This window comes from Bradyrhizobium sp. JYMT SZCCT0180 (assembly GCF_018130165.1).
In the GTDB taxonomy this organism is placed as follows: Bacteria; Pseudomonadota; Alphaproteobacteria; order Rhizobiales; family Xanthobacteraceae; genus Bradyrhizobium.
On sequence record NZ_JAFCLZ010000020.1, the window covers coordinates 1 to 13,386 of the forward strand.

The following is a 13,386-nucleotide window of genomic DNA, read 5'->3' on the forward strand; positions in this document are numbered from 1 at the left end:
GGTCTGCAGCGCCTGATTGGCGACGGACTTGGCGGAGTCGACGAGCTTCTGCAGCGAGGTGATGCCGGTGTTGGCGGCCTGCAGGACCTGCACGCCGTTGCCGATGCTGTCGAGGAGGTTGTTGATGTCGCCGGCGCGGCTATCGAGCGAGGCGGCGGTGAAATAGTTGGTGGGATTGTCGAGCGCCGTGTTGACCTTCTTACCGGTCGAGAGGCGAGACTGCGTGGTTGCGAGCAGATCAGCAGTCGACTGCAGCGAGAGAAGGTTCTGGCGAACCGAGGCCGAAAGAACAATACCGGACATGTTTCATACCTTTCTGGTGTGAAATTAAGACGAGCCACTATCCCGACCTCTCGATCGGGCGACGGCTCACTCTGAAACCAAGTCTCTAAGAAAAAATGAATCCGATCGATAAGCGCCGCATAATAGAGGGTGAATTTCGAATTAATGGCCGCCGCGGGCTTCGATCCCGGGTTCTTACGGGGCGTGCTCCGCAACGCCCGGTAACGCAGGGACCACCGGCCGATTTACGATTGGTTAACCATCATCAGAAAGGATGCCGAATCTGCCGGCGGGCACCCAGAACTCGCGCAACAAGCGTCAATGGAGAACAGGCATGGCCCTGAAAGTCGAGCTCAAGCCGCACGAGCGAATCATCATCGGCGCCTGCGTGGTCACCAATACCGACCAGCGCGCGAGGCTCCTGATCGACGGCGACAGGATTCCGATCCTGCGCGAAAAGGATATCCTGACCCCCGAGACCTCCGACACCCCGGCCAAGCTGATCTATCTCGCGGTGCAGCTGATGTACCTGTCGCCTGACCCGATGGCTCATCACCCGACCTATTTCAGCCTGGTGCGCGACATCCTGACCACGATGCCGAGTGCATGGCCCTTCATCGAGGGGATCAACAACTACATCCTGAACGGTGACCTCTATCACGCGCTGAAGGAATCGAAAAAGCTGATCGCCCATGAGGAGCAGATTCTCGAAAGCGCACGAAAGCTCCAGAACGATCCCGGCCGCCAGTCCGCCTGAGCATCGCAATTGCGCCAGACGAAAAAGGCCTCCGCAAGGAGGCCTTTTTGCTTGAGTTGCAAGCCTTTCGATCAGATCGGCAGGAACTTGGTCAACGTGGTCTGGTAGAGCATCGAGGTGGTTTGATACGACGCCTGCAGGTTGGTTTGCAGCGCCAGAATCTTGGTCGCCACCTCGTCCGCATTGATCCCCTCGATCGAGTCGAGCATCGTCTGCGCCATTCCCTTGAGCTGGGTTTGACGATCGGTCGCGCCCTTGATCGCGGTCTGCGCGCCGGCGATTTCCGCCTGCATGTCCTGGATCGACTGCTGCCCGTTCTGCGGCGCCAGGTTTGCCGAGATGCGCTGTTGCAGCGCATTGATCTGCGCTTTCGAATTCGGGTTGTTGGCGTTGGTCGTGACCGCGGCATACACCGCGATATTCTGCAGCTGATAGCGCAGCGCCTCCTCGTTGGCGCGTGCGCCGTATTGCACCGTGACGGCCTGGTCGACGCGCGCGATCGCGGTGCCGCGCGCGGAATCGGCGCCGACTTCACCGGTGTACCACGACACCGTGTTGGCCGGAGTGCCGCCGATCAGGTTCGTAGCGGTGGCGAACGGCGGGCCGTTGACGCGCAACGGCGCAGGCGCAGCCGTTGCCGGAGCATTGAAGCCAAGCGCCGCGAATGCCGTCGTGTTCGAGCTGCTGATCGAGAGATTCTCGTTGTCGGCGCCATGCAACGCAATTACTCCGCCGCTGACGGTCGACGGCGTCGTGGCACCGGAAATCGAATCGATCTTCGCCAGCAGCGCCTGAACGCTGTCGGTGATGTTGACCTGGTTGCCGGTCGCGCCGGAGGCAACGAACGTGATCGGCGTGCCGTTGACGGTGATGGTGTCGCCTGCCGCGAAGCTCGGAGCCACCGAATCCGTTCCCGCGGCACCGGACAACAGCGTGGCGCCCGTGATCGGCGCCGGGACCGCCGCCTGGTTGTTGACGGCGCTTCCCGTGATCGTTGCCGATGGGTTGAAAAAATTATCCGACGCGGCGATCGCCGATGCCGCAACCAGCGCGGTATCGCCGAGCGTCTGGATCGACGACGTCAGCGCAGCCTGCAGGTTCGCGGTGGTCGCGACGGTGTCGAGGCCTATCAGGAACGAACCTGCCGGCGCCGGGCTCGTCGTGGTCGCGGTCAGCGAGATCGTCTCGCTGGTACCGTCTGGCAGATTGAAGTTGAACGAAATCTTGTCGCCGCTATTCGGATTGACGGCGCCGAGATCGATCGTTGCAGACGGCGGCGCGCCGGCCGGCTGCGTCACGGTCGCGCCGGTCAGCGACGAGGTGATGGCGCCGAGCTTCAACCCGAACGACGAGCCGTCCTCGCCAAGGCTGGTGACGGTCGTGGTCGCCGGCGGCGACGAGACGGTGAGATGGGCCATATTGCCGACGCCCTGATCCGCCTGCCGGCGTTCGTTGATCAATTGCGTCAACCCGGCCTGCGTTCCCGAGCCGGCGAGCATCACGTCGGCCGACACCGTCGCAGCCTTGTCAGTGGTGCGCCCCGAAAACAGATAGCGGTCGCCCGACTGGCTGTTGAGCAGCGAGACGGCGTTGGAGAACGCCGCCTGCGCCGTGATCTGCCCGGAAGTCTGGCCGTTATCGTTGAGCACGATGGTGGACGAGCTCGCCGCACTTTTGACCGACGTGCCGATGTTGGTCATGCCCTGCAGCGCCAGGTTGAGAACGCCGATTCTCGTATTGACGTTGGTCGCGGTGTTGGCGAACGCGTTGATGCTGCTGACCTGCGCGCGCAGGCTGAGCGCAAACCCTCGATCGGCGCCCTGCCCGGCATAGGTCGTCGAGACCTTGCCGCTCGCAAGCTGCTGCGTCAGCTCATTGAGCTGATTGCGGAGCCCGATGATCGAGGTCCCGATATAGGATGTCCTACCACTAACGCCATCGATAGACATGAAATCCTCACATGGACTGGATCAGCGTGTCGTACATCTGCTTGATGGAAGACATCACGCGCGCATTGGCCGAGTAAGCATTCTGCAGCGCCAGCAGATGCGCCATTTCGTCGTCGATATTGACGCCGGACGTCGCGCTCACCTTGTTCTGCAGGGTGTTCAGCACGACGTTCTGGCCGTCCGCCAGTTGCTTGGCGGCATTCGCCGCCTCGCCCTGCTGGCTGATGAACTGCCTGGCGAAGTTGGTAAGCGTGCCGGTGAACGGTGCCCCCGTGGTGCCGATGCCGGTCGTCGGCGAGTAGCGATAGGACCCCGACGACAATTGCGTAAGAATGAAGTCTGAACGCGCGGTATCGCCGGCGGCGGTCAGCGGATTGGTGGAATAGACGATGGTGCGCGAGGGATCGCCGAGCAACGCGGTGTTGACGCTGATGCGGGCGGCCAATCCGATCTGTTGCGAGCCGTTGGCGGTGATCGCGCCGCCGTAAGGCGCGCCATTGTCGGTGAACAACGGCAGCTGCACGTTACCGCTGGTGAGCGATGTCATGGTCGTGGTGACCGACGCAGCGGTGACGTCGGAGCGGTTCGGCGCGCCGTCGTCCAGCACCCGCAACACCGAGCCCGATGGATTTGAGAACTGAAGGTCGGCGGTCGCTCCAAGCGCGGCGTTGAGCTGGGAAATGACCGAGCCCATGCCGGCGGAGAAATCGACGCCAAGAACCTCATCGTTGGGATCGAGCGTTGCGGCGTTGGTCAGCGGCAACACGCCCGGATCATCGACGCGCATGATCGAAAGATTGTGCGTGACGCCGGTGATGTTGTTCTTGTAGGTGACGCGAACGACGTTGCCGGACTGCAGCCCGGCCAGGTCGAGATCGAAACCGGCCTGCGGCGCAACCGATCCGGGAGCGGCGGTGCCGGCCGTGGTCTTGTCCGACAGCGCGCTCGACATCGACGCCGCAAACTGATCGATCTGCGCCTGTGCCTGCACCAGCGTCTTGTCGCGCAGTTCGAGATAGGCGGCGATCTTGCCGGATCGGATCGAATTGGTCGACACCATGTCGTAACTGCCGCCATGCGGAAAGTTGATGGTGATGGTGCCGACGTTGTTTTTCGTTGGATCGTTACTGTACAGCGTGTTGGGCGTCATCGTGCCCTGCGCATTGAAGCTCAGCTGCGACGCCTCGGTGCCGACCAGCTGCACGCCGGAATTGGTGAATATCGTCACCTGATTGAGATTGTTGGTGACCGTCCTGATATCGATCAGCTGCGACAGCTGATCGATATACTGATCGCGCTGATCGAGCAGCGAGGCCGTCGAAGCGTCGGTCTGGCCGTTGTTCTGCAGCTGGACGTTGATCGCCGCGATCCGGGCCATGGCGTTGTTCGCGCTGATCACGGAGTCGTTGATCCCGCTCTCGGCGTTGGCACGGAGGTTCTGAATGCCTTGCGTCGTCGAGTTAAGCTGCTGCGCCATCGCCTGCGCCGCGGCGACAGCGCCGATACGCGCCGACTGCGAGTCCGGGCTGGTCGAAAGGTTCTGCATCGCCGTCAACAGGGTGTTGAACGCGTTCTCGATGGTGCCGCTTTCGTCCGGATTGCCATAGACGTTCTGCAAATTGGCGAGATAGGTCGAGCGGACAGTGGAGTAAGACGCGCCGGAGTTCTCGGTACGCAACTGGGTCTGCAGATACTGATCGAGCTGCCGGTTGACGCCGTTGATGAGGACGCTCGATCCGAACTCTCCGGTCGTCCCCGCGACCTGGTTGAGCGTCTTCTTGACGTAACCCGGCGTCTCCGCGTTGGCGACGTTCGACGAGACCAGCGCGAGCGAGGCTTGCGTCGCGCGCAGGCCGGACATCGCGGTAGAGAGAGCTTGACTCAAACCCATGACTAAATGCCCATCTCAAATCGTATCGAGGACGACCGCGTAGTTATCGCAGCACGTTCAGCAGATCCTGCACCATCGTGTTGGAAGTGGTGATGACCTTGGTGTTGGCCGAATAGGCCTGCTGGGTCACGATCAGCTTGGTGAACTCGTCGGCGATGTCGGTGTTGGATCCTTCGAGCGACGAACCGACGATGGTTCCGGCCTTGCCGAACAATGCGCCGCCGGATTCGTCGGTCACCTCGAAAGCGCCGCCGTTGACGCGTTTGAGGAAGTTGGTGCCGTTGAAGGTCGCGATCGAGATTTCGGCGAGATCGAGGTTACGACCGTTGGAATAGTTGCCGACGATGCGGCCGTTGGTGCTGACACCGACCGACTGCAACTGGCCGGCCGGGAAACCGTCCTGCTGGATCTGGTTGACCTGGACGTTGCCGTTGGCATCGGCGAACTGGGTCACACCGCCGGTGCCGAAGTTGATGACGGGGCTGCCGAGCGAAATACCGTTGACGACGGCGTTGGTCAGCGTGATCGATGGTATCGCGGGCGACATCTGGCCGGAGGCGGAGAAAGTGAAATTGGTGTTGACGTTCTGCCAGGCGACCTGCGTGCCGGTCGCGTTGGCGTTGACCTGATAGAACATGTTCCAGGTATCGGTGTGGCCCGCACCGAGCGAGGAACTGTCGGTCTTGGCCCAGCGGAACTGCAGGTTCACCGGCGCGCCTGACACGTCGTAGGTAGTCACCGCACCGCCGGCGATGCTCTGATCGAGGAAGGTCGAGTTGTCGTTGCCGACCACCTGTCCGGTACCGATCGTACCGCCGCCGCCGCGCGTCGCGGTCGCGGTGCCGCCGGTGAAGCCGAGGGCTGCGAATGCCGTGGAGTTCGAACTGGTGACCGTGAGGTCGGACGTCGTTCCGGTGTGTAACCTGATCGAGCCGGCCGTGATGGTGGACGGGACCGCGGTTCCCGTGATCGAGTCGATCTTGGCGAGCAAGTCATCGATGTCGTCGGTAACGTTGAGCTGATTGCCGACGGCACCCGCCGCCACGAAGGTGACCACGGTGCCGTTGATCGTGATGGTGTCGCCCGCGGCAAAGTTAGCGGAGATCGAGTTGGTGCCCGCCGCGCCCGAAAGCTGTGTCGCGCCAGTATTGAAAACCGATGGCGTCGCTTTGTTGCTCTGCACGGTGCCGTTGGTATAGGAGTCGGTATACGGCGCCGGAGGCGTCCCTACCACCAGCGGATTGTGTCCTGCGCTGAACGATCCTGGCGCGATCAGTTCCGATCCCTGCACCGACGTATCGTGTCGCGTCGTGAACGGATACGAGGCAAGGTTGGCGCGATAATCGATCTTGGTGGTTTCCTGCGCCGGCAGGAAGTCGTTCTGGAATTTGAGAACCTGCGGCGAGCTGCCCGACGGGTTGCCAGTGGTCGGGTCGATCGGAACACCCTGGAGATAATAGCCGGCGCCGTTGACGAGATAGCCGCTCTTGTCGATCTGGAAGTCGCCGCGCCTGGTGTAACGGTCGACGCCGTCGAACACCGGCGTGCCGTCGGTGAAGGTGCCGGGCTTTTGCACGGCGAAGAAACCGGCGCCGTTGATGGCCATGAAGGTCGCGACCGAGGCCGTCTGGACGTCACCCTGCACCGAGTTGGTGCTGCGCGATTGCGTGGTGACGCCGCCCGCCAGTTGCTGGGTCGATGCGGTCTGCGGAATCAGATCGAGGAAACTGGTGTCGACGCGCTTGAACGCCGTGGTCTGCGAGTTCGCGATATTGCCCGAGACGTTTTCCAGTGCGTACGACTGCGAGCGGAGGCCGCCGACGGCTGTCGTAAGAGCGCCGAAGATACCCATGACATGTTCTCCAAATTCGATCCGGGCGGCTCGCCGGTCTCACGTCATTGCAGGCCGCGTCGGGAGAAGATGTCGCAAGCGTCGTGCCAAATACAGAAATCCATATATGCCAATGGCTTAAGCAAAAAACCCCGATCCGAAGACCGGGGCACAATTGCCGGGCGGGCAACATTTGCCGGGCGCAAGCGTCACGAAGGCGACGACGACGCCGGGTGGAACACCATTCCAAATCCGTCGATGCAATAGCGCAACCCCGTCGGTTTCGGTCCATCGTTGAAGACGTGACCGAGATGGCCGCCGCAACGCCTGCAATGCACCTCGGTGCGCAGCATGCCGTAGGTGCGGTCCTCGGTCTTGCCGAGCGCGTTGTCGAGCGGCTGGTAGAAACTCGGCCAGCCGGTGCCGCTCTCGAATTTCGTCTCCGAGGCGAACAGCGGCAGGTCGCAACCGGCACAGGCAAAGATGCCCTTGCGGTGCTCTTTCAGAAGCGGGCTCGAGCCCGGACGCTCGGTGCCGTGCTTGCGCAGGATTTCGTATTGCTGCGGCGTCAGCTGCGCGCGCCATTCGGCGTCGGTCTTTTCGATCTCGAACTTCCCGGCGGCCTGCGCCGGCGTACGCAACCAGCGGAAGGCCACAAGGCCGAACAGGCCGGCCACAGATGCGAGCAGGATACGGCGGTCGATCATCTGATGTCTCCGTGCGAGGCGGAACAAGGTGGTTCGCCATCAAATACGGCGCGCACGTGCGGAAGTTACACGGATCCGTCCCGAATTCGCTCACTTTCCTGCGAGGCCACGACCGGTGCCGTTACCCCCTCCGGGGCTTCCGACGGCGGCTGCGGGCGGACCGGTCGCGACGGACCCGGCGGCGGACGGCGACGGAGCGGCGGCCTGGTTCCGGCCTGCCGGCTGGCCTCGGCCACCCGCGCCTCGCGAATCCGCTCCTTGGCGCGCATCCCTTCCCGGTAACGGGCCAGCGCGCCCGCGGCGGCTGAACTTCCCCGCCCCCACATGCCGATCAGGTGACCGGCGACCCGCCCGGTCGTGCCGCCTGCCCAGACCAGCTCGAACGGCGAAAACAGCCGCCAGCGCTCGTCACCCCACAGAATGCTGCGCGCCACCAATTGCCCCGCCATCGCCGCGGTGTTCATCCCCTGGCGGCCGAAGCCGGAGGCGACCCACAATCCTTTCCGCAACTGGCCGATCTGCGGCATGCCGTGGACGGTCACACCGACGGCGCCGCCGAAGACATCGGATATTCCGACCTTGCCGAGCTTTGGAAAAATGGTGGAGATTCGCTGCTGGATGGCCGCGCCGAAGCGCCGCGGCCGCGCGTTCCAGGTCGTTTCCGGACTGGCCCACATCAGGCGGTCGCCCTCCACGATCCGGAAATGATCGATGCCGTCGCTGTCGCTGACAGATCCCTGAAAGCTGATGACGTCAGTGAGCCGCGCGCCGAGCGGTTCGGTCACGGCGGCATAGCGCCAAACCGGCAGAAGCGTTTCCGACAGCCGCCGCAACGGCGCCCCGAGATGGATGTTGCCGGCCAGCACGATGTGCGATGCGCGAAGCCGCGCCGACGGCGTGACGATGCGCTTGCGAATGCCCGAAGGATCGATGCTGACCACGGGCGTGTCCTCGAAGATGCGCGCCCCTGCCCGCCTTGCGAGCGCCGCCAGGCCATGGACATATTTGCGGCCGTCGACCTGAAACGCCTTGGGGTAATAGATGCCGTGGAAATAGTGCCCGGTCTTGAGCTGATCGCGCACCCGATCGACCTGCCAGCCCTCGACTTCGGTCTCGAAATCCTCGCTCAGCGTCTGCAGCCGGCTGATCAGCGTTTCGCCGGCATCGACATTGGAGACTTCCAGCGCCCCGTCGGTCAGTGCAATGCCCGGCATCGCCTCTTCGGTCGCTACGGCGCGAATGTAATCAGCGCCCTGCTTCGACAGCGCCCAGAGTTCGCGGGCATCCTCAAGACCGACACGCTCGATCAACTCGCCGATCGGAAGGCTGTAGCCCGGCATGACGGTGCCGAGCTGGTTGCCGGACGCGTTCCAGCCGACGTGCCGGCCCTCGAGCACGGCAACGCTGGCGCCAAGACGCGCGGCCTCCAGTGCCACGGTCAGGCCGGCAAGGCCCGCTCCGACCACGCAGATATCGACATCGAGGTCGAACGACAGGCGCGAGCGAAACGGCGCGTCGTCGTCCGGACCGTTGGTCGCACTTGTGAAAGTCTCTGCCATGGCGTTTTCTTACGGACCGCTGCGGCGCTTGTCACCTTGTCCTGAGCATGAGCCTGTAGATTAATTCAGGCCGAAACGAATCGAGATTGCTGCCCATGCGCCGTTTGATGCTGCTGCGTCACGCCAAGACCGAACACGACGCGCCCTCGGGGCACGACCAGGACCGCCGTCTCGACGACCGCGGCCGGCTGGACGCCGCCGCCGTCGGTGGCTGGATCGGCCGGCACCTGCCCGTTCCCGACATGGTTCTGGTCTCAACCGCGGTGCGGACGCTGCAGACCTGGGAGATCGTCCGGCAGGCGATGCAGGATGCGGCCAAGGATTTCGCCCCGCCGCAGGTCGAGTTCCTGGCCGAACTCTACGGCGCGGACCCAACGCATCTCCTGCGGGCCATTCGCATGGCCGAAGCCAGCGATCCGAAGCGGCTGATGGTGATCGGCCACAATCCCGGCATGCATGAACTGGCGCTGGCGCTTTCCGGCGGCGGCGACGCGGCCGCGAAGAAAGCACTCGAGCACAATCTACCGACCAGCGGCCTTGCGATCCTCGACTTCGCAATCAAGGACTGGAACGAGGTGGCGTTTCGCGGCGGCAACCTCGTGCGCTTCACCAGCCCGAAATTGCTGAAGCAGACTTCGGACGACTAGCCCAAACATAAAATCGCGAAAACAACCCCATGCAAAGAAAGGAGGCCGGGCGGACATCCGGTCGCCGTCATGCTAGGCTCGTGGCTGACAGGAGGCGCGGATGTTCAAATCCATTCTGGTGCCGCTCGACCTCGCCGACACCGATCTGGCGAAGCCTGCGATCGCGACCGCGGCGACGCTGTCGCAGACCTGGAGCGGCACGGTGCGACTGCTCAACGTGATGCCGATGACGCCGGTGATGCTGGCGGAATATGTGCCGGCCGATTTCGACGCCCAGCAGCGCCAGACCTCGGAAGAAGCGCTCGCGATCGTGGCGCAGGAATCCGGCATCGAGGCGTCGCGCATTTCCGCCGTGGTGCGGCAAGGCGGAATCTATCACGAGATCCTGGAAGAGGCCGCGGCAATCAAGGCTGATCTGATCGTGATGACGTCACATCGGCCGGCGATGCGGACCTATTTTCTCGGCTCCAATGCCGGCCATGTGGTGCGCTACGCCAAATGCTCGGTGCTGGTGGTCCGGCACTGACGGAGCGCGATTCCCGGTCACACTGCGACTCGCTCGATCGACCGGGTCGCATGTGTTTTTATCGTGCAGGTCGAGGCGCGCGGGCCCTTACCGAAGCCGCCCGAGTTCCGGATCGACCTGCCCCCAAACCGCCTGCTCGATGTGGCTGCGGGTTATTCCGATATCGCGGAGCTCACGATCGTCCAGCTGCCGTAGCGCTTTGACCGCCGCCCGGCGATCCAGATACGCGACGATTGCATGCGCCCAAATCCCGAGCCGGCGGAAAGATCCACCCGAGCTGAGGGAAATTGCAGGCTGGGCTGCGGCTTGGGACATCGTGGTCATTGGTCTTCTCCAGTTGGCTTTCACGCGGCAAGGCGATGCCGCCGACGCAATCGCTGGGAATCAGCGGCAGCGCCTTAAGGTCTGATTGTTTGCACTCTCCTCAGTGCAATCTCAGGCTTGATAGGTTCAAAATGATCCGGTACATTCCTCGGTGCAAGTAAAACATTGCTCTCGGTGCAATTATGTCAAAGTTCGAATATCTCAGGCTTGCCGATTCCGTTGCCTCCGAGATCGCCAATGGCGGGCTCAAACCGGGCGATCGCCTGCCGCCACAGCGCAGTTTCGCCTATGAGCGCAAGATCGCGGTCTCCACCGCGAGCCGCGTCTACACGGAATTGTTACGCCGCGGCCTCGTGGTCGGCGAAGTCGGGCGCGGCACGTTCATTTCCGGACAGGCGCCCCGTGCAATCACCACGCTGACCGAACCACGCGGCGCCCGCATCGATCTGGAAGTCAATTACCCGCTGCTGCCGACGCAAGCGGCCCTGATTGCGAAAAGCCTTGAGGGACTGGAGCGGCCGGAAGCCCTCGAAATCGCGTTGCGGCAAGGCACCAGCGCCGGCACGCAAGCAGCAAGAAATATAGCGGCGGATTTCCTCTCCCAAAACGGCTGGTCGGCGCGCGCCGAGCAGATCGTCTTCACCGCCAACGGCCGGCAATGCATCGCCGCCGCATTGGCCGCGATCGTACCGGCCGGCGGCCGTTGCGGCGTCGAGGCCCTGACCTATCCCTTCATCAAGGGCATCGCCGCCCGGATCGGCGTGACACTGGTGCCGCTGACGATGGACGAGCACGGCGTGCGTCCCGACGCCGTGCAAAAGGCCCATCGTGAAGCGCATCTGTCGGCGCTGTACATCCAGCCGACGGTTCAGAATCCATTGGGCATGACCATGCCGGCCTCGCGCCGCACCGAGTTGCTGCGCGTCGTCGAGAAGCTCGATCTCACCATCATCGAAGATGCGGTCTATGGATTCCTCGACAACGAGGCTCCGCTGGCGGCGCTGGCGCCCGATCGCTGCGTCGTGCTCGACAGTCTTTCCAAGAAGGTCGCGCCGGGTCTGGCGCTCGGCTTCATCGTGCCGCCGCCACGTTTGCGCGAGAGCATCATGGCTTCCGTTCGTTCCGGCGGATGGACGGCCTCGGGATACGCCTTCGCGGCCGCGCAACGCATGATGGCCGACGGCACCGCGTCCGAACTCGTCAGGCTCAAGCGCATCGACGCGCAGCGGCGTCAGCACATTGCCGCCGAACGGCTGGCCGGCTTCGAGCTGCAGGCCAACCCGAAATCCTACCATCTGTGGCTGACGCTGCCGCACCATTGGCGGTCGCAGACCTTCGTCGCCGCCGCAGCCCGCCGGGACATCGCGTTGACGCCCTCGTCGACCTTTGCCGTGAGCCCCGGACATGCACCGAACGCAATCAGGCTGGCGCTGGCCGCGCCGCCCGTCGACCAGCTCGATGCGGCGCTGCGGACGCTGGCGGGAATGCTGCGCGCGAGCGAAGAAGATTTCGAATCGACCGAATAGGTCGGTCCAGCTCCCTCACCTCACCGGCCACTCGGCGATGAAGCCTTTCGCCTTGTACGGCTCGATCTTGTCCCATTCGAAGAGCATGCGCCGCCTGAATTCGGGATCGGTGTGCCAGAGCGACCGCGGTGTCGCAAAACTGTCGACCGTGACCAGCATTTTCTCCACTTCCGGCCAGTGCCGGTGCAGCGTCATCGGATAGCGGCGCGCGGTCCAGGTATTGCCGAGGCAAATCACACTGCGAACATGCGCAAGCCCCAGCGCGGCGTCGATCACGGGGAGCGAGAAGATCACGTTCTCGCCGGTGTTTTTCGCGCGATCCTCTCGTAGAATTTTTTCAGCGGGAATGCCGCGCGCGATCATCGCATCGGCAATGATTTCGCATTCCGAGCGTTCCGATCCCGGTGTTATCCCGCCACTGACGATCGAGCAGCGAAAATACCCGTCGCGCCAAAGCCTGAAAGCTTCATCGACGCGCTCCCTGACATCGACGCGGGTTCCGAACACGAACAGCAGATCGGCCGGCTTCAGCGGCGTGCTGATCAAATGCTGCGCATTGATGGCGGCAATCTCGGCCTCGGTGGGCCATCGCGCGCTTCGATCCGTCACTTCATTCTCGCAGCAAAGCTCATCCAACCCGCGGGAAACGCATTAGCACGATGCCGCATGCGGCGTGCTTCGCGAAGTCACATTTGATTGCGCTTGATTGCGGAAGCTATGGCAGCAACGCCTGCGGCAAATGATCGAAGTCGTAACTGCGCGGCCGGTTGCGCTTGATGAAGCCGCCGATCTGCCAGCTGAACAGCGCGACGAAGCCAACCAGAAACAACGCGCCGTACCATTCACCGGTCGCGAACGCGCGCACCAGAAGTCCGGCCATCGCGATGCCGAGCAACGTCACCATCGCAAGGGCCGCGGCGTAGGTGATCCGTCCGATACCGGCGATCAACGAAGCTTTGCTGCCCGCGTTCGCCATGCGCCGATGCAACTCGGTGATGAAGGCACGATAGTCGCGATCCTGCGGCACCATCAGCGAGACGGTTTGCCAGGTGGTCGAGAGAATAGTGATGCGTCCACCATCCCTGCCCTGGAGGTCGGCGCGGAAACGGCGGGACTGCATCGACGACGGCTTGTAACTCAGGCGGATCGCCGTGATGTCGGCGTAACCCCAGACACCGGACTTGCCCGAAATATGCCAGGACAAGCCGGCATCGGTCAGCTTGAATTCATGCGCCGATCCGATCAGCGACGCCTTGTAGACGTAGCGGGTCTCGGGCGCGCTCTCGCCCGATGTCTCCGTCCTGTTGGGTAACGAGGTTGGCAATTGAAAAATCCCGGTAGCGGCCGAGCGCGCAGCTTGCGCGGCCAGCCGGCTTTACCTTACAAG

13 protein-coding genes are annotated in these 13,386 nt (G+C 63.1%); 4 read left to right on the forward strand and 9 right to left on the reverse strand.

What is annotated here, in order from left to right:
* A partial coding sequence (locus tag JQ641_RS26830) for a flagellin N-terminal helical domain-containing protein (protein ID WP_502754997.1) occupies positions 1-303 on the reverse strand: 303 nt, incomplete at its 3' end.
* Positions 304-616: 313 nt separating this feature from the next.
* On the opposite strand from JQ641_RS26830, the gene flbT reads away from it, so the two are divergent.
* Complete coding sequence (gene flbT, locus JQ641_RS26835) at positions 617-1,039, forward strand: flagellar biosynthesis repressor FlbT (RefSeq protein ID WP_192737716.1); 423 nt, start codon at positions 617-619, stop codon at positions 1,037-1,039.
* Positions 1,040-1,110: 71 nt separating this feature from the next.
* Here the strand turns inward: flbT and JQ641_RS26840 are convergent, their stop codons facing one another.
* The 5 genes from JQ641_RS26840 to JQ641_RS26860 all read right to left on the reverse strand — a co-directional run bounded on the left by JQ641_RS26840 (position 1,111) and on the right by JQ641_RS26860 (position 8,976).
* On the reverse strand, positions 1,111-2,988 hold the full coding sequence (locus JQ641_RS26840) for a flagellin family protein (protein ID WP_211998889.1): 1,878 nt from the start codon (positions 2,986-2,988) through the stop codon (positions 1,111-1,113).
* A 7-nt stretch (positions 2,989-2,995) separates the two neighbouring features.
* Positions 2,996-4,879, reverse strand: a complete 1,884-nt coding sequence (gene flgK / locus JQ641_RS26845) for a flagellar hook-associated protein FlgK (protein WP_211998890.1) — start codon at positions 4,877-4,879, stop codon at positions 2,996-2,998.
* Positions 4,880-4,922: 43 nt separating this feature from the next.
* Entirely contained in the window at positions 4,923-6,731 is a 1,809-nt protein-coding gene (locus JQ641_RS26850) for a flagellar hook-basal body complex protein (protein ID WP_211998891.1), read from the reverse strand.
* Positions 6,732-6,919: 188 nt separating this feature from the next.
* The gene (gene msrB, locus JQ641_RS26855; RefSeq protein WP_211998892.1) at positions 6,920-7,417 is read right to left on the reverse strand and encodes a peptide-methionine (R)-S-oxide reductase MsrB; all 498 of its coding nucleotides are present in this window, start codon (positions 7,415-7,417) and stop codon (positions 6,920-6,922) included.
* A gap of 65 nt (positions 7,418-7,482) precedes the next feature.
* Complete coding sequence (locus JQ641_RS26860; RefSeq protein WP_211998893.1) at positions 7,483-8,976, reverse strand: NAD(P)/FAD-dependent oxidoreductase; 1,494 nt, start codon at positions 8,974-8,976, stop codon at positions 7,483-7,485.
* A 95-nt stretch (positions 8,977-9,071) separates the two neighbouring features.
* On the opposite strand from JQ641_RS26860, the gene JQ641_RS26865 reads away from it, so the two are divergent.
* On the forward strand, positions 9,072-9,623 hold the full coding sequence (locus JQ641_RS26865; RefSeq protein ID WP_211998894.1) for a SixA phosphatase family protein: 552 nt from the start codon (positions 9,072-9,074) through the stop codon (positions 9,621-9,623).
* Between the two features lie 100 nt (positions 9,624-9,723).
* On the forward strand, positions 9,724-10,149 hold the full coding sequence (locus JQ641_RS26870) for a universal stress protein (protein ID WP_211998895.1): 426 nt from the start codon (positions 9,724-9,726) through the stop codon (positions 10,147-10,149).
* A gap of 87 nt (positions 10,150-10,236) precedes the next feature.
* Here the strand turns inward: JQ641_RS26870 and JQ641_RS26875 are convergent, their stop codons facing one another.
* Positions 10,237-10,473 (reverse strand): DUF1127 domain-containing protein, encoded by a 237-nt coding sequence (locus JQ641_RS26875; protein ID WP_211998896.1) that lies wholly within the window; start codon positions 10,471-10,473, stop codon positions 10,237-10,239.
* A gap of 182 nt (positions 10,474-10,655) precedes the next feature.
* Here JQ641_RS26875 and JQ641_RS26880 point away from each other — a divergent pair, with 182 nt between their 5' ends.
* Positions 10,656-11,999, forward strand: coding sequence for an aminotransferase-like domain-containing protein (locus tag JQ641_RS26880; protein WP_211998897.1), 1,344 nt, complete (start codon positions 10,656-10,658; stop codon positions 11,997-11,999).
* A 15-nt stretch (positions 12,000-12,014) separates the two neighbouring features.
* Here JQ641_RS26880 and JQ641_RS26885 read toward each other — a convergent pair whose 3' ends face one another.
* Entirely contained in the window at positions 12,015-12,608 is a 594-nt protein-coding gene (locus JQ641_RS26885; protein ID WP_211998898.1) for a YdcF family protein, read from the reverse strand.
* 106 nt (positions 12,609-12,714) lie between these two features.
* Positions 12,715-13,323, reverse strand: coding sequence for a hypothetical protein (locus JQ641_RS26890; protein WP_211998899.1), 609 nt, complete (start codon positions 13,321-13,323; stop codon positions 12,715-12,717).
* Positions 13,324-13,386 lie beyond the last annotated feature (63 nt).